Raw genomic sequence first — 15,629 nt, forward strand, 5'->3', positions numbered from 1 at the left:
TTTTTGCTATTGGGTAAACTATTTTAAATTCAAATCTTGACTAGATTTGATGGATACCATAGATTCTTGATTATCCATCAAAACATCAAGCTGCTTTGTTTCTACCAATTGATTGGCGATTTCAGCATTAACATATGGCGAGAGGGTATCTACACTTTTGTACTTTTTGCTGGAGCTCTTCGGAACCTTAAAAGCAAATAGCTCTATCGATCCGATCTCTTTGTCATTCTCATCCAGTAAATGAACCAAAAAGTCTACTTTCTGTAAGTCATAGTTGGATTCATTAGTGAGGCGGTACTTTACTTCTAGATTGTCCCACCCGTATTTTTCAACACGTTTGATTTCTAGAATTTCTACTTTTACATTTTGCTTGATTTGATACGCCTTATAAGGGGACAAATCTTGAGCCATGGCAGTCACAGCAGTGACCAGACCTAGGATAATTAACATACATTTTTTCATAACATAACATTTTTATACACACTACAATATAACCATTTGTGAGGGTAGGTATTGTGGGTGGGTTTATGAAATTATTTCTATGACCGATCTACTTTAATGGATTGTCAGCTAGAAGTCAAACACTAGACGCCAATACGCCTATTTGTTCACTTACCTTTTGGATCACCTCAGGATTCCAGAGCATACGGTAGTGTCCCGTTCCTTCTATTTCGATAAGGCGGGATTTTTTCCAATGCTGTTGTACGGTCTGGGCTTTTTCTATGGAGATGACTTTGTCTTTGGTATCGTGTATGATCAGCAGGTTTTGGTAGTTAAGTTTTTTGCCTATTGTTGACACACGGACTTGATCAATAGATTCGTCTAGTAGCTCCTCTGCGATGGCTAGTGTCTTGAGAAATGCTGCCTGACTGAGACGAACGAAATCAGCGAACTCCTGAAATACCTCTCGTATCTGATCAGGAGTGGTCAGGAATATCAGGTGATCAACAGTATAGGTTGTTTTGGAAAGCGCGTAGCTACTTACAGCTGAGCCAAAGGAGTGGGCAACTACCGAAAATGGCTCTTTCGGGTTCATGTAAGCGATCACCGCCAAAAAAGCCTCTGCACAAATTTTGAGGTTGGCACGTTTCAATTTGGAGAATCCATGAGCAGGTAGATTGAATAGAATGACACGATGACCATTGTCTGCTAGTCGATGTGCGATGGCAGAGAAGCATGCAGCGTTGGATTCCCATCCATGTACGCAGAATATCAAGGAGCCGTCTTTTGGGCCGAGCTCATAGCATTGTATCTTCTCTAGATGCCAAGGAACTTTAAAGCCATGAGACGTTTCGAAAAAGGGTAGCTCCTTTTGGCGAATTTTTTTGTTCATCGGAATCTGAAACATACTGAAAGCCTGTCGAGCAGCCCAACTGGGAGAGAGTATGGAAATAAACTGAAAGTAGATTTGTATGATTTTCTTCATGATTAAATACCATTTGGTATATTTTTATTCAAATTTTTTTAAGTTTTTAATTCTTTGTCTATCATATCATCAATGTGATCCATCATCATTTGCATGTTTTGATTGGATTTGGATAGAATGGATAAGAAAATACTGCCTTGGATCTGTGCGTATATCATCTCCGCATAGGCTTGAGGATCTATATTTTGTCGGACTGAACCTTCGTCTTGTGCTTGCTGTATGATTTCGACGATTCCTTGGGTCATTTTCCCAATGACAGATAGTACACGCTGATTCAGTGCACTGTGTTGGTTCATGGAGTCGACTCCTACATTCAGTACAGGACAGCCTCCATAGTCTGATACGTGATCGTAGTAGTGTCGGTAGAAGTTAGTCACTGCTCGGAGCTTGTCAAGACCCGAGGCTGCTTGTTCGATGGCTTCTATGACTGGCCATAGTCTCGTTTTGACTGTGTAATTAAAGGCCTTGATGGCTAGATCTTCTTTGTTTTGGAAGTTGCCGTAGATCGCTCCTTTGGTGAGGCCAGTTGCTTTGGTAATGTCGGATAGGCTAGTTCCTATATACCCGTGTTTGTTGAAATACGGGGCGACAGTTTCTATAATGAACTGAGATGTCTTGGCGGCTTTGGAAGCTATCATTTTACAATAGTAATAAAATTATACCGAACGGTATGGCTTAGTACTTAAAATGAAAATTAGGTGTAAACTCTATTTTTCATTTTTTTTCATTTTTCCACTTTTACAAAGCAAAGTGGAGTGAGTTTACCATTCCTTTCTACAACTCTTTCATTGATTATACTAGATATGAAAAACACTAATAGCAATTCGTTATTGATCAGGCTAATTTTCATAGTACTGATGGTCGTAAGTCCATCTGTTGTTTTTGCCGATTGTCCAGATGTTGTGAACTTTTTTGGACTCCATTTGAATGGCGAAGATGCAGCAGTTGATAATTGCTCCTATACAGATAATCTTACCGTCTCTGGAGATTTGATTGTAAATGGAGACATGGTGATCAATGGGAATCTTTCTGTTGATGGAAGTATTACAGTCAATGGAACGTTAACTGTCAATGGAAATTTTGACGTTGGTTTAGAAGGTGCCGTGATTGTCGCTGAAGATGGAGCACTCCATGTAACAGACGATTTCAATAATGGGGGAGACTTCTTTTTGTGGATCTCACCAGAGGATGATACAAACGCTGGAATGATTACCGTTGGGGGCGATTTTGTCAATGAAGAAAATGGTAACATGACCGTAGAAGGGACGGGGACTTTGGATGTCGAAGGGCAATTTATCTCCGAAACAGGCTCTACGATGGATATAGAAGAAGGGGGAATAGTGGTAGCTGATGGTGGCTATGTAGGTAATGGAGGTTCTGTTACTTATGACGGTGAGGAAATTGACTGGGGAGTAGTAGATACACAAAGCGGTCAGCCTCTGCCAGTAGAATTGACTTATTTTAAGTTCGAAATGAAAGGGAAAGCGTGTCTACTGGTTTGGGAAACTGCATCGGAACTAAATAATTCAGGTTTTGAGATCCAAATGAAAAAGACAGAGGGTGGAGTGTTTGAATCCATGACATTTGTCGATGGTTATGGTACTACCAACGAAGTGCATAGATATGTTTATGAAGTGCCTTTAGGAGCTGGAAAGGTGTATTACAGGCTAAAACAACTAGACTATGATGGGCAGTATGAGTACAGTCCAGTTATTGTAGTGAATGGAGAGGGGGCTGATGATTTTATAATATACCCGAATCCTACTCGTGGGGCTATTCAGTCATCTGGAGGTGATGTGGTAGCGTATCAGCTTTTTGATATGAAGGGGCAGCAAGTGAGCACTGGCAGCTGGGTAGACACGTCGCACTTTGATGCAGAACTATCAGCGTTTTTGACAACAGCTCATTCGGGAAAGTACATCTTGTCTGTACAACTATCACATAGTCATAAGTCTCTCATTCTTATCAAAGAGTAGCCGGGTAACCAATATGTGTTAGACGCGTTTATTGCTGAATAACTCATTGGTTGCCGATTTTCTTAATCTGTTTTTTAAGCAATTCCTTTAGGGTTTTGGATTGGGATTGGCAACAATTTTGTAATTCATTGTGCTTTGATGACCCAAGTATGGGATCGTTAGATCATATGAAAACAACAGCTATGAAGAAGATTTTAATGAGCCTAGCAGTCTATGCGTGTATCATGCATGTTGCTATCCCAGAGATGCATGCCGCTCCTTATGAGGCTGTATACTATACTCCGCCAGGGGTGTCCGATCTCAAAATTGTCAAGAAGCCTGATGGAGACTATCTCAGCTGGCGATCTAGTGGGACTGGGGTCATAACCATCGAGATAGAAATCAAAACCGCAGAAGATGCCCAGTTTCAATTGGTCGAAGTGCTCTATATAGAATCTAACGAGACCCAATATTACAAACTGAAGTATCATCATTTGGACAGTCGATACCGCTTACGCTTCATTGATACAGAGGGCAATGTGGGCTATACACCATCTGTTTTAGCAATTGCACTAGAAGGGGATGAAGTGATGGTCTATCCAAATCCCACCGGTGGTCAAGTGCATATCGGTGGAGCACGAATCCTAAATTATCAGTTTCAGGATGTGAGAGGTGAAGTACTCTTGGCTGGTGTGCCAGGATCTAACCAAGAGGTAGAGATGCTGCTCTCGTCGGAGTTGAGCCGTGTCAATTCTGGTGTTTATTTCCTCAAAGTGAATACCAAGTCGGGGCAAAAGATGATTTCAATACGAAAGAATTAGTACTGAGCTGCTTCTTTCTTTTTCTGCTTTTTGGTGATGTACTCGTCCATGCGTGATAGCAGGCGCCACCACTCAGACCCATCCTCACGGATATCGCGTATAGCTCCTGCTCGTACTAGTATTTTACGAAGCTCATCATCTTCGAACCCACCGAGATGTTTTTGTATCACATCAAATGACCGATCTGTATAGGTTTTGTGACTCAAAAAATGCTTGACCGTTTCCTCTGCCATAAACTCCGTTTTGTTCTCTAGCCGGAGCTTATCCATTTCGTGTTGGAATTGCTTTTTCTGGATCAGGTAGGTCATCAGGCCGCCAGTAGCTGTGCCAATGAGAGCAGTTAGGGCTGGTAGTATCATTTCAATCATGGCACAATATAAATCTACTCATCGAGTCTTGCCAGTCTGAGAGGATTCGATGAGCCATTTTCTGAAATCATCTGTGTCATACTTGGCCATTCCTACCCGCTGGGCTATAACCTGTCCCTCTGGTGATATGACGAAAGTCGTCGGGATGGATTGGCTTTTGAATACTGCAGGACGAGGACTAGCCAGCGAGTACACAGGGAAGTCATACTCTTTTTTGTTTTTGAACTGAATGGCTTTTTCGAAATCCTCGTCAAGACTGATCAAAACAAATGCAATGTTTTCTTCTTTGGTCTTCTTATACAAACTGTTGAGATCTGGCATCTCGGCGATGCAGGGGGGGCACCATGTGGCCCAAAAGTTAAGCACAATGGTTTGTCCTTTGAACTCCGTGAAGGAAATCGTTTGTCCATTTTCGTCCAAGAGTTGGAATTGGTAGTCTGCGACGAACTGGTCTGAGGTGATTCGTTCGGGCTGTAGCAGACGAGTTTCTAGGATGAGGCGTTGCATGAAACCTGCGACTTCTTTGTAATACCCTGTATAATATAGCCCGCCAAAGAGACTCAGGATGATGCCCCATTCGATGATTTGTTTTTTGATTTTCAAAATTTGATTCAGATTTAACTGTGGATAAATATTTCGTAATTAATACAATTTGGAGGCAGAAATAATTCCCCGAACAAATTACTTTTGGCTCCCCCAAAATAAAGAATAGATATAAACATATTAGCTCAATGAGTCAACAACATCTCGCGATAGTCGCATCAGAATTAAACCTGCCTAGTCATAAAGTAGCCGCCGTAGTTTCACTGTTGGATGAGGGTGCTACGATTCCATTTATATCTAGATATCGAAAGGAAGTGACCGGTAGTCTAGACGAGGTGCAGATCGGTGATATCAAAGATCGCATCCAAAAAATTCGTGACTTGGACAAGAGAAGAGATGCTATTCTGAAGTCGATCGATGAACAGGGTAAGTTGACACCAGAACTTAAGAAGAAGGTAGAAGCCGCGCAGACTTTGGCGATCCTAGAGGATATCTACCTGCCATACAAGCCTAAACGTAAGACCAAAGGTTCTATGGCCAAGGAGCGAGGATTGGAGCCATTGGCGCAGTTGATTTTCAAGCAAGGACTAGATGATCCAGAAACAATCGCAGCGCAGTATATCAGCGAAGAAAAGGATGTTAAAGATATAGAAGCGGCACTGCAAGGCGCACGCGACATTATCGCCGAGTGGATCAACGAGAATAGTGAAGTGCGTGCTCCACTTCGTAAATTGTTCATGGAACAAGGGATCGTGAAATCGACCGTGATGAAGGGTAAAGAAGTCGAGGGACAAAAATACAAGGACTATTTTGAGTGGGACGAGCCGCTCAAGAATATACCGTCTCATAGGCTACTAGCCATGAGACGTGGGGAGAAAGAGATGATTCTCGCCATGGATATCTGCCCAGAGGAGGGAGCTGCACTGCATACCATAGAGAAGAAAGTGCTGACGGGTCAAAACGGGTGTGCACAGCAGGTAGAACTGGCGATAAAGGATGCCTACAAGCGACTGCTCAAGCCGTCGATGGAGACTGAGTCGCGGGTAGAGTCTAAGAAAAAGGCTGATGCAGAGGCGATTGCTGTGTTTTCAGATAACCTACGTCAGCTGTTGCTCGCACCTGCTTTGGGACAGAAAAATGTGATGGCACTAGATCCAGGTTTTAGAACAGGTTGTAAGATGGTTTGTTTGGATAGACAAGGTAAACTTCTGGAGTTTGAAGCCATCTATCCGAATGCACCACAAAACCGCACGATGGAGTCTGGTGCGTTGATTAAGCTCATGGTCGAACGCCACAATATAGAAGCTATCGCTATAGGTAACGGTACTGCGAGTCGTGAGACTGAGAGTTTCGTGAGAGGGCTTGGTTTGGATGCTAAGATCATCGTTGCGATGGTCAACGAGAGTGGCGCATCTATCTATTCTGCGTCGGAGGTAGCTAGAGATGAGTTCCCGGATCAGGATGTGACCGTGAGAGGAGCGGTATCGATCGGGCGTAGGATGATGGATCCATTGGCAGAGCTGGTCAAGATTGATGCTAAATCTATAGGTGTAGGTCAGTATCAGCACGATGTAGATCAAAATGCGCTGAAAGGGACACTCGATGATGTAGTAGAAAGCTGTGTGAACGGTGTAGGCGTAGAACTCAATACTGCGAGCAAGCAGTTGCTGACTTACGTGTCAGGCTTAGGGCCGCAGTTGGCCGAAAATATCGTGAAACACAGGGAAGCCAATGGCCCATTCAAGACCAGAAAGGAACTGAAGGACGTGGCTAGGATGGGTGAAAAGGCATTCGAACAAGCAGCTGGTTTTTTGAGAATTCGTGATGGGGAAAACATACTGGATCGTAGCGCAGTACACCCTGAACGCTACAAGTTGGTCAAACAAATGGCTGGTGATCTTAACAGTTCTGTGGAGAGTCTGGTGGCTGATGCTAGTCTACGTGCTAAGATTGATCCCAAAAGCTATGTGTCTGATGAAGTGGGGCTACCTACTCTCGAAGATATCATGAACGAACTCGCTAAGCCAGGTCGTGACCCGAGAGAGGAATATGAAGTGTTTTCCTTCCAAGAGGGGGTCAACGAAATCAGTGACTTGAAAGTAGGGATGAAGCTGCCAGGCATCGTGACCAACATTACGAAGTTTGGTGCATTTGTAGATATCGGAGTGCATCAGGATGGATTGGTACATGTGAGTCACTTATCGGATAGTTTTGTGAGCGACCCGTCCAAAGTCGTGAAACTACAACAGCAACTCCAAGTGACAGTGACAGAGATCAATGCCGCTCAAAAGCGAATATCTCTATCCTTAAAATCTGACCCATTTGGTAAGGCGCCAGCCAAACGCAACGAAAGGAAGCAAGCCAAACAAAATGAGCCTGAAGGAGATCTGCAGTCAAAATTGGCACTGTTGAAAGGGAAATTTAATGGCTAATCCTTCGTTGGTGTAGTATTCTATGGTTTTTCAGACGAAAAGCCATAATTTCATGGTTTTAAGAGCAATAGAAGTTCTAAACCATTGTTATTTGTTGAATAATGAATAAAGGAAAATCACATAATATGCCTAATTTTTTAAAGCCAGCCCTGTTGATAATATGTCTGATTTCTGCTCAGCTGGTACAAGCACAGAAGATCAAGTATAAGGATTTGTTTCCGATGTTGGAGGCCAAAAGCTACGACACGGCCATCCCGATGTTGAAGACCTATCTTTCTGATAGCAAGAATGCTGATGATGCCAATGCCAACTTGCAGATGGCGCTATACTATGAGCAGTTGGTGGGTAACTATCACTTGGTGGAGGACTCTACTGCGATCATGGAATCTGCTGATTCTGCTTTGGTTTACCTGCTGAAGGCTCAGGTGCTAGTAGATGACAAGGAACTCCGAAAGAACGACGACTATTACCAAGCTTATTATCGCAGAGATTTGAGAAGCGGAGAGTTCGGGATTAAACTCTCTGACGTACAGTTGGATATTGAAAATAAGATCAAGGCTATGAAAAGTATAGTGGACCATGCTGGACAGATATATGCCAGCTTGTTTGCCATGAATAGGGACTATACTTTTTGCTACGACGCTTACACCGGTTTTGTAAAGAAGCATGAAACTGAGGCTAAGTTTTATCTCATGTCGCAACAGGAGCAGTTGGAGACGCTACAGAAGATGATGGATTACACCTTGGATATCAGAGAAAAATTCAATGACCTGAGGACTATTGTGAGTTTGACGGGAGTGAAAGGTTACAGCCCTGAGTTAGAATTTAGAAGAATACGTGAGTTTGGGACAGATGGTATGGAAGAGATCGACTTCTTTGCCAATGATGTTAGAGCCTGGGATTATGGTGCATGGGCAGAGTTAGCATATAGCAAAATAGAAAGAGACGTACTGCCGATGAAGGAAGGTTTGGTGGCTTTTGATATGAAACTAAAAGCAGAATACGAGTCTATGGACGGTCTTGCAACAGTTAAATTCGAAGAGCTGACTTTGGAGATCGATCCTAAGTTGCTCAAAGAGATGAAAGAGCTCGAAGACGAGCCACTACCCGAGACGCTGTTTGAGATTCAGATCAAATTGAATACTTATGATTTCATCACTAAGCCTATGCAGAACCCTCGTATCGAAGATATGGAGGATGTAGACTACCAAGTGACAATCACCGATAGCCTGTTGAGTATTATTGACAATATTGAAGCAAACGCCAAGACATTGGTAGAGCCTTTTATTACTGAAGGGACGAACAAGTATCCAGCATTAGTAGAAGGAGAATACGGCGGGGATTTTGGGTTGATTAAGCTTCGTCAGAAGATGGAAGGCTTTGTCGATAAGTCCCGTAGCAAGTGGGAAGAAAAAAATGAAGAGGCTTTGAAGAGAAGTCAATGGGCTGTGAGCACGGATGGTGCTGACTCTATCTACCTCGTGACCAATAGTGACGGAGAGGCACCAAGATACCTCAGTGACTATTACTCTATCGCGACTCATAGGGATGATTCGGCCAATATCTTCGTGATAGGTTTGGAGATGAAGGGTAGCGAATCTAAAGGGTTCTTTGCCAAAGTAAATAAGTCACGCACGATTGAGTGGAAGAATACTTTCAGCCTTAGCAAATTCAAGGTAGACAAAACGAACCTACTGGTTTTTGGAGAGTTTTTTAAATCTCAAGAGGGGTCAGTATCAGCCTATGTCTTTAGCCTAGCAGAGTCAGGTCAGAACAATATGATAGCTGTATCGTATGACATGGCAGGAAAGAACAACTGGATCAACCCGATCAATGCACCTAAGAAACCAGTCTCTATCAAAATGAATGATATCGTGAAAGAGACCATTATTTATTTCGTGACAGAGGAGGAGTTAGAGACCTATGCAGGTAGTGACTCTCCCTATGTCGTCATAGACCGATTGGGCAACGTTAGATAAGAACATGCGTAACATAAAATCAATAGTCAAAGCGCTTCTTTTGGGAAGCGTTTTGTGTTCTTGCGAAAAGGATATAGAGAGCCACTATAGTGCGATACAAGCCAACAGGCTTTTGTCAGCAGATGTGGAAAAAGAATGGTTGCGTACTGCACGAACGGAAGACGGACAGGCTATTGATGTAGAGGAGTGTCAGGATCGAAATACGCTTGTATTCTTGATAGGTAAGAGTAAGACAGTGGATAGCCTGTATGTCCAGCACAGGGCTTCTATATGTTCGGATGGTCAAAAACCTTCTATTGTATACAAGGCTCGCTATTCGCTGGCAGAGGATATCCATGGTCAGTTTGAAGATGAGATAGTCATCGAAAAGGAGGAGTTGCTAGATATCAATAGAATAGCGGTACGTAACCTGACCGCAGACTACATGACACTGGCCTATACAGTAGATGGAGTGGAGATTGTAGAAGAATACAGCTTCGAATAGTTAGTGGGGCTTTTGCCAAAGAAGACCTGTGATTTTCCATCCCCAGTTGTACTGAATTGTCGTCCGAAATGCTCTATTTTTAGGCTTGTATTTATCATCAACGAACCTTGGATACAGCATGAAAACTTCATTCCTATTATTTGCATCGAGTTTACTTTGGATCTCTTGTGGCCCGAACAAAATCCGAAATACCAATATTGATACCGTCAGCAGCTATGTTCAGGCGCTAGAGGATATGGACTATGACGCGATGGACTCGTTACTGCACGCGGATTTTTATATGGTAGGGCCTTCTGTAGGTGATACGGTCTACAAAGATCAACTGCTCGCCAATTGGAAAGCCAATACTGGCAAAACCATCGAAAGTATTCGGTTTAGACATCAGCAGATATCAGGAGTTGCCATCCCGTCTCAGGTCAAATACGGCGATTGGATCAGTGAATGGTCTTTGGCTCAGATCGAATTTAAGAATTTTGACGGACCGCCAGTGACCTTACTGATGAGTGTGTCCTATCTAGTAGTAGGTAATCAGATCGCCAAGGGCATTATGATCTATGACGAAGGAGATATGTACAACCAGCTCGGGTACATATTCGCAGACCCTGTGGATGTAGCTCGTGCCAAAGAGGCACAATTAGAACTGGAAGAAAACACCAAGGGTGTGTTGGAAGAAAAATAGAGACCTATTCGCTGCGATGGTGCATAAATTATACCCTACTAAGGGTATTTCTAGTAAAATCACTTCTAAATTCTTTATATGAAAATCAAAACCTTTACACTAGATGCCTTTACGGATCAGCCTTTTACAGGGAATCCTGCGGCGATCTGTTTGCTCAAGGATGAGTTGTCCGATGCGTTGATGCAGCGTATTGCACAGGAGTTTAATCTGTCAGAGACGGCTTATTTGGTCAAGAACGAAGGGTATTATGCTATCCGGTATTTCTCACCGATCAAAGAGATTCCTCTTTGTGGTCATGCGACTTTGTCGGCTGCCAAGGTGATGTTTAGTACCAAGCAGATGGACGAAGTGACTTTTCGGACCGCATCAGGCTTGGACTTGACCTGTTATAAGGTTGGTCATGAGATCATGATGAAGTTTCCACTGTACGATACAGTGACAGCCGATACACCCGATGAGATGTTAGCGGCCTTAGGTTTAGAGGAGGTAGTAGCAGTCAGGCGATGTGACAATCCCGCTATGCTACTACTAGAGATAGAAGGCGTAGACCGTCTCAAGGGGCTTACGCCTGATTTTGTGGCTTTACTCAAAAGCTACACGGGGATCAATGGGGTGATCGTGACGGCTCAGTCAGAGGATGAGGACTATGATTTTTACTCTCGATTCTTTTGGCCATGGGCTGGAGGTGAGGAGGATCCCGTGACGGGTGCTGCGCATACCATCCTAGCGAAATACTGGAGTGATAAGCTCGGTAAGACAGATATGAGGGCATATCAAGCCTCGGCTCGCGGAGGATATATGCAGCTCAAAGTGACTAGCGATACCACGTTAGAGATCACAAGCAATGCCGTCATCGTACATACAGGGGAGTTATTGCTGTAGCCAGTCTAGCTTAGTGTCACCACCCTGGGTACAATCGAGAATTCTTACCTTAGTCTCTATTCCAAGTTATCTATGAGGTCATTCAGACGTTTGAATTTGTCGAGTGGGAGGTTTTGGATTTTTTCTAGACTTTCTAATAGTCGAGGGTCACGGACGAGTGTGTGCAGCGGGTGATCGGAGCTGACCGATTGGTCAGCGTGCCATTCTAGTAGGTCGTTGGGCGTACACCGTAGATCAAGGCAGATTTTTTCCAGATGACCGAGGTTGATACTTTTGACATTGCCAGTGGACAGTCGCTGGGATATGTTGTAGCTCAGTCCTAGTTTGGTGAGGTAGGTAAAATTTTTACTGATGCCGCGTAGACGTGTGAGATAATCAATGTTCAGTTTTAACATCCTAAGGTTGGTTTGATTCTCACCAAAAGGTATGAAAAACCTGTCAATTTTTTTTAGTGAGGGCCTATTTTTTTTCAATAGTAATAGTAGTGTGTTTAATATTAAACATTCATTTTTTCTATAGAAGCATCTATTTTTCAATATGAAGACTTCATTCTGTAATAGGAAATATCTGTAGTTTGAATGTATCTATTCATATTGGAATAATGTATATCTCTATTTGATATGTATTTATATGTAGTTCAATATAAATACTTCATTTCTCAATAGTTTTTCATTAGTACCATTGCCTGGGGGGGCGAGTGAGGTAGAGAGTGCTTTGTCACTTTTGCTGCTAAGGAGTATTTAGTATATTCGTTCATTACTCATTAATCCTCCTTCGCGTTCGCTACAGCGGACGAGATGTTAATAACACTAAATTTGATAATCACTATGAAAATTCTTCACTCTATTGTACTCCTTGTAGGGCTACCGTTGTTAGTATCTGCTCAGGGTCTAATGACGCCTGAGATGCTGTGGCAGCTTGGGCGGGTCAGTCCAGTAGGAGTCTCCGGGGACAAAACCCAAGTAGTCTATGGCGTGACACAGTATGATGCGCAGGCCAACACCAAAAGCACCCAGTACTTTTCTATCCCGATCCAAGGTGGCACAGCCAGTAAGATAGAGAACCCTAACAACCTAGTCGCTGATAAGAACCTGTCTAGGGATGGAAAATACAAACTGAGTCATAAAGCAGTTCATATTCAGAATGTGACGAGTCAGGATTACTACCCTATGCTAGGGCAGTCTGACGCGTACATTTACGATGATTTGATGTACAGACACTGGGATAGCTGGGGAGATGGTAGTTATAATCACGTGATCATGACCGATCTCGCGACAGGTGAGGAGCTTGATCTCATGAAGAATAAATTGTTTCACAGTCCGACGATGCCTTTCGGCGGAGATGAGGATTATATCTGGAACCCTAGGAGTCATCAGGTACTCTATGTGACGAAAACGAAAGTCGGAACAGCCTATGCCACCAGTACCAATACGGACATATTCGTCTATGACCTGAACTCTCAGACGACCACTAATCTGACCAAAGGAATGATGGGCTATGACAATAGTCCTGCCTTTTCTCCAAAAGGAGTCTTGGCATGGTTGAGCATGAAACGGGATGGCTATGAATCGGACAAAAATGATATCATAGTCGAGTATAGAGGTGCCAAATACAATTTGACAGAACACTGGGATGGTACGGTGAGTAGCTTTCTTTGGGGAGAAAAGGGAAAGAATATATTTTTCGTGGCACCCGTCGATGGGACGAAACAGTTGTTTGTGGTAGATTTTCCGGGATCGGCTCGGAAAATGCCAACCGTCAGACAGCTCACCAAGGGACAGTTTGACGTAGTGAATATCGTCGGGCAGTCAGGCAGTACGTTGATCGTCGGGCGTAGTGATATGAACCATGCTACTGAACTCTATCGTGTCAATCTAAAGAACGCTAAATTCACGCAGCTGACGCACGTCAATGATGAAGTCTATGCCTCGATCCAAATGGGGAAAGTCGAAAAACGTATGGTCACGACTACTGATAATAAACAGATGGTTACTTGGGTGATCTACCCCCCGAACTTTGATCCAACGAAAAAATACCCTACGCTACTTTATTGTCAGGGAGGCCCACAGGGAGCATTGAGTCAATTCTATTCCTACAGATGGAATTTTCAGTTGATGGCCGCTAAGGGCTATATCATCGTAGCACCTAATCGGCGTGGTATGCCAGGGCATGGTGTCGAATGGAACGAGCAGATCAGTACAGATTATGGAGGACAAAATATGCAGGACTATCTCGCCGCGATCGATGATGTAGCGAAGGAATCCTACGTCGATAATAATAGGCTAGGGGCAGTAGGAGCAAGTTATGGTGGATATTCGGTCTTCTATCTGGCGGGGATGCACGAGGGGCGCTTCAAGAGTTTTATCGCCCATGATGGGATATTTAACTGGCGCAGTATGTATGGTACGACGGAGGAGATGTTCTTTGTGAACTGGGATCTAGGTGGGGCGTATTGGGAGCAAGACAATGCTACTGCACAGCGATCATTCAACGAATTTAACCCGATCAACCATGTTGCCAAGTGGGACACGCCGATCATGATCGTACAAGGGGGTAAGGATTACAGAGTACCCATTGGACAGGGCTTAGAGGCGTTTCAAGCGGCACAGCTGCGAGGGATCAAGAGCAGATTGCTCTACCTACCCAACGAGAATCACTGGGTGCTCTCTGCACAGAATGCATTGGTCTGGCAGAAGGAATTTTTTAGGTGGCTATCCGAAACACTGTAGCGCATTCGGTTAGAATTAGACACTAGACCATTCTGTCTGGCAGGCAGGTCTAGTGTCTAATAAGCCAAAATTTTGAATTAGCTCTGAAGTGCAGCTACACCTGGTAGTACTTTGCCTTCCATGTATTCTAGCAATGCACCACCGCCTGTTGATACGTAGGATACTTTGTCTCCATAGCCGAGGTTGTTGATTGCCGAAGCAGAATCACCACCGCCGATCAAGGAGAATCCGTCGTTTTCGGTAGCTTTCACGACCGCCTCTGCGATGGCTTCCGTCCCTACTGCGAACGTTGGGAATTCGAATACGCCCATTGGTCCATTCCATAGTACGGTCTTCGAGCTAGCGACTACCTCTTCGAATAGTTTAGCAGTTTCTGGTCCGATATCGAGACCTTCCCATCCGTCAGGAATCTCACCTCTGCTGACGACTTGTGTATTCGCATCGTTGTTGAAGTCATCTGCGATTTTGTTGTCTACAGGGAGATAAAGCTTCACGCCTTTTGCTTCTGCTTTTTTGACCAACTCTTTGGTCAATTCCATTTTGTCATCTTCACAAAGTGAGTTGCCGATCTTGCCACCGTTTGCTTTAGAGAAAGTGTATGACATACCACCACCGATGATGAGGTTGTCCACTTTGTCGAGCAATTTTTCGATGATCATGATCTTGTCAGATACTTTCGCACCGCCCATGATGGCTGTGAAAGGTCTCACGGGGTTGTTCAATACCTTCTCTGCATTGTCAAGCTCTGATTGCATTACATAGCCACATACTTTGTCAGTGAAGAATTTAGCCACGATAGTTGTCGACGCGTGCGCTCTGTGTGCCGTACCGAATGCATCGTTGACATACACATCGCCGAGTTTAGAAAGCTTTTCTGCGAATGCTTCGTCACCTTTTGTTTCTTCTTTGTAGAATCTGAGGTTGTTGAGCAACAGCACTTCACCAGGTTGTAGACCTGCTGCGAGATCTGTAGCATCCTGACCGATACAGTCTTCAGCGAATTTGACAGTTGTACCGAATCTGCTGCTGAGTTCGCTCACCAAGTGCTTCAATGAAGACTTCTCTTCTGGACCATCTTTTGGTCTGCCGAGGTGACTCATCAAGATCGCCGATCCACCATCTGCTAGGATCTTTTTGATCGTAGGGGTAGCAGCTTTGATTCTAGTCAAATCTGTGATTTCGAATTTATCGTTCAACGGTACGTTGAAGTCTACTCTTACCAAGGCTTTTTTGCCTTTGAAATTGTATTGGTCTAAGGTTATCATCTCCTAATATAGATTTAAATAATACTTTATTGCTTGAATAGTAAGTACCAAATGTGGGTGCATGTT

15 protein-coding genes are annotated in these 15,629 nt (G+C 43.7%); 8 read left to right on the plus strand and 7 right to left on the minus strand.

Going from position 1 to position 15,629, the window contains the following annotated elements; genetic code table 11:
- Positions 1-18 precede the first annotated feature (18 nt).
- The 3 genes from BGP76_RS01385 to BGP76_RS01395 form a co-directional block, all read right to left on the minus strand.
- A complete protein-coding gene (locus BGP76_RS01385; protein WP_119843343.1) occupies positions 19-462 on the minus strand; it encodes a hypothetical protein in 444 nt (147 codons plus the stop codon).
- Between the two features lie 115 nt (positions 463-577).
- Positions 578-1,426 (minus strand): alpha/beta fold hydrolase, encoded by an 849-nt coding sequence (locus BGP76_RS01390; protein ID WP_119843344.1) that lies wholly within the window; start codon positions 1,424-1,426, stop codon positions 578-580.
- Between the two features lie 38 nt (positions 1,427-1,464).
- Positions 1,465-2,064 (minus strand): TetR/AcrR family transcriptional regulator, encoded by a 600-nt coding sequence (locus tag BGP76_RS01395; RefSeq protein WP_119843345.1) that lies wholly within the window; start codon positions 2,062-2,064, stop codon positions 1,465-1,467.
- A gap of 165 nt (positions 2,065-2,229) precedes the next feature.
- Here BGP76_RS01395 and BGP76_RS01400 point away from each other — a divergent pair, with 165 nt between their 5' ends.
- Positions 2,230-3,402, plus strand: a complete 1,173-nt coding sequence (locus BGP76_RS01400) for a T9SS type A sorting domain-containing protein (protein ID WP_119843346.1) — start codon at positions 2,230-2,232, stop codon at positions 3,400-3,402.
- A 182-nt stretch (positions 3,403-3,584) separates the two neighbouring features.
- Positions 3,585-4,202: a T9SS type A sorting domain-containing protein gene (locus BGP76_RS01405; RefSeq protein WP_158583993.1), complete on the plus strand. Its 618-nt coding sequence runs from the start codon at positions 3,585-3,587 to the stop codon at positions 4,200-4,202.
- On the opposite strand, the gene BGP76_RS01410 is transcribed toward BGP76_RS01405, so the two are convergent.
- Positions 4,199-4,570 (minus strand): hypothetical protein, encoded by a 372-nt coding sequence (locus BGP76_RS01410; RefSeq protein ID WP_073119945.1) that lies wholly within the window; start codon positions 4,568-4,570, stop codon positions 4,199-4,201. The genes BGP76_RS01405 and BGP76_RS01410 overlap by 4 nt on opposite strands.
- Before the next feature lie 18 nt (positions 4,571-4,588).
- Positions 4,589-5,173: a TlpA disulfide reductase family protein gene (locus BGP76_RS01415; RefSeq protein WP_221409834.1), complete on the minus strand. Its 585-nt coding sequence runs from the start codon at positions 5,171-5,173 to the stop codon at positions 4,589-4,591.
- Between the two features lie 128 nt (positions 5,174-5,301).
- Between BGP76_RS01415 and BGP76_RS01420 the strand changes: the two genes are divergently transcribed.
- From BGP76_RS01420 to BGP76_RS01440, 5 genes are all read left to right on the plus strand, one after another.
- Positions 5,302-7,545: a Tex family protein gene (locus BGP76_RS01420; RefSeq protein ID WP_119843348.1), complete on the plus strand. Its 2,244-nt coding sequence runs from the start codon at positions 5,302-5,304 to the stop codon at positions 7,543-7,545.
- Positions 7,546-7,670: 125 nt separating this feature from the next.
- On the plus strand, positions 7,671-9,524 hold the full coding sequence (locus tag BGP76_RS01425) for a hypothetical protein (RefSeq protein WP_119843349.1): 1,854 nt from the start codon (positions 7,671-7,673) through the stop codon (positions 9,522-9,524).
- 4 nt (positions 9,525-9,528) lie between these two features.
- Positions 9,529-10,008: a hypothetical protein gene (locus BGP76_RS01430; RefSeq protein ID WP_147407343.1), complete on the plus strand. Its 480-nt coding sequence runs from the start codon at positions 9,529-9,531 to the stop codon at positions 10,006-10,008.
- Positions 10,009-10,126: 118 nt separating this feature from the next.
- Positions 10,127-10,687 (plus strand): nuclear transport factor 2 family protein, encoded by a 561-nt coding sequence (locus BGP76_RS01435; RefSeq protein WP_073119931.1) that lies wholly within the window; start codon positions 10,127-10,129, stop codon positions 10,685-10,687.
- Between the two features lie 78 nt (positions 10,688-10,765).
- Positions 10,766-11,569, plus strand: a complete 804-nt coding sequence (locus tag BGP76_RS01440) for a PhzF family phenazine biosynthesis protein (protein ID WP_119843351.1) — start codon at positions 10,766-10,768, stop codon at positions 11,567-11,569.
- Positions 11,570-11,625: 56 nt separating this feature from the next.
- Here BGP76_RS01440 and BGP76_RS01445 read toward each other — a convergent pair whose 3' ends face one another.
- Positions 11,626-11,964: a helix-turn-helix transcriptional regulator gene (locus BGP76_RS01445; RefSeq protein WP_073119925.1), complete on the minus strand. Its 339-nt coding sequence runs from the start codon at positions 11,962-11,964 to the stop codon at positions 11,626-11,628.
- A gap of 432 nt (positions 11,965-12,396) precedes the next feature.
- On the opposite strand from BGP76_RS01445, the gene BGP76_RS01450 reads away from it, so the two are divergent.
- On the plus strand, positions 12,397-14,298 hold the full coding sequence (locus BGP76_RS01450; protein ID WP_119843352.1) for an alpha/beta fold hydrolase: 1,902 nt from the start codon (positions 12,397-12,399) through the stop codon (positions 14,296-14,298).
- A gap of 77 nt (positions 14,299-14,375) precedes the next feature.
- On the opposite strand, the gene pgk is transcribed toward BGP76_RS01450, so the two are convergent.
- Positions 14,376-15,563, minus strand: a complete 1,188-nt coding sequence (gene pgk / locus BGP76_RS01455) for a phosphoglycerate kinase (RefSeq protein ID WP_119843353.1) — start codon at positions 15,561-15,563, stop codon at positions 14,376-14,378.
- Between the last annotated feature and the right edge of the window lie 66 nt (positions 15,564-15,629).

Source organism: Reichenbachiella sp. MSK19-1 (assembly GCF_003590315.1).
Classification (GTDB): Bacteria; Bacteroidota; Bacteroidia; order Cytophagales; family Cyclobacteriaceae; genus Reichenbachiella; species Reichenbachiella agariperforans.

Coding starts and splice junctions, on each gene's coding strand:
- BGP76_RS01385 (WP_119843343.1), bottom strand. CDS start 462: ATGAAAAAATGTATGTTAATTATCCTAGGTCTGGTCACTGCTGTGACT.
- BGP76_RS01390 (WP_119843344.1), bottom strand. CDS start 1,426: ATGAAGAAAATCATACAAATCTACTTTCAGTTTATTTCCATACTCTCT.
- BGP76_RS01395 (WP_119843345.1), bottom strand. CDS start 2,064: ATGATAGCTTCCAAAGCCGCCAAGACATCTCAGTTCATTATAGAAACT.
- BGP76_RS01400 (WP_119843346.1), top strand. CDS start 2,230: ATGAAAAACACTAATAGCAATTCGTTATTGATCAGGCTAATTTTCATA.
- BGP76_RS01405 (WP_158583993.1), top strand. CDS start 3,585: ATGAAGAAGATTTTAATGAGCCTAGCAGTCTATGCGTGTATCATGCAT.
- BGP76_RS01410 (WP_073119945.1), bottom strand. CDS start 4,570: ATGATTGAAATGATACTACCAGCCCTAACTGCTCTCATTGGCACAGCT.
- BGP76_RS01420 (WP_119843348.1), top strand. CDS start 5,302: ATGAGTCAACAACATCTCGCGATAGTCGCATCAGAATTAAACCTGCCT.
- BGP76_RS01425 (WP_119843349.1), top strand. CDS start 7,671: ATGCCTAATTTTTTAAAGCCAGCCCTGTTGATAATATGTCTGATTTCT.
- BGP76_RS01430 (WP_147407343.1), top strand. CDS start 9,529: ATGCGTAACATAAAATCAATAGTCAAAGCGCTTCTTTTGGGAAGCGTT.
- BGP76_RS01435 (WP_073119931.1), top strand. CDS start 10,127: ATGAAAACTTCATTCCTATTATTTGCATCGAGTTTACTTTGGATCTCT.
- BGP76_RS01440 (WP_119843351.1), top strand. CDS start 10,766: ATGAAAATCAAAACCTTTACACTAGATGCCTTTACGGATCAGCCTTTT.
- BGP76_RS01445 (WP_073119925.1), bottom strand. CDS start 11,964: ATGTTAAAACTGAACATTGATTATCTCACACGTCTACGCGGCATCAGT.
- BGP76_RS01450 (WP_119843352.1), top strand. CDS start 12,397: ATGAAAATTCTTCACTCTATTGTACTCCTTGTAGGGCTACCGTTGTTA.
- pgk (WP_119843353.1), bottom strand. CDS start 15,563: ATGATAACCTTAGACCAATACAATTTCAAAGGCAAAAAAGCCTTGGTA.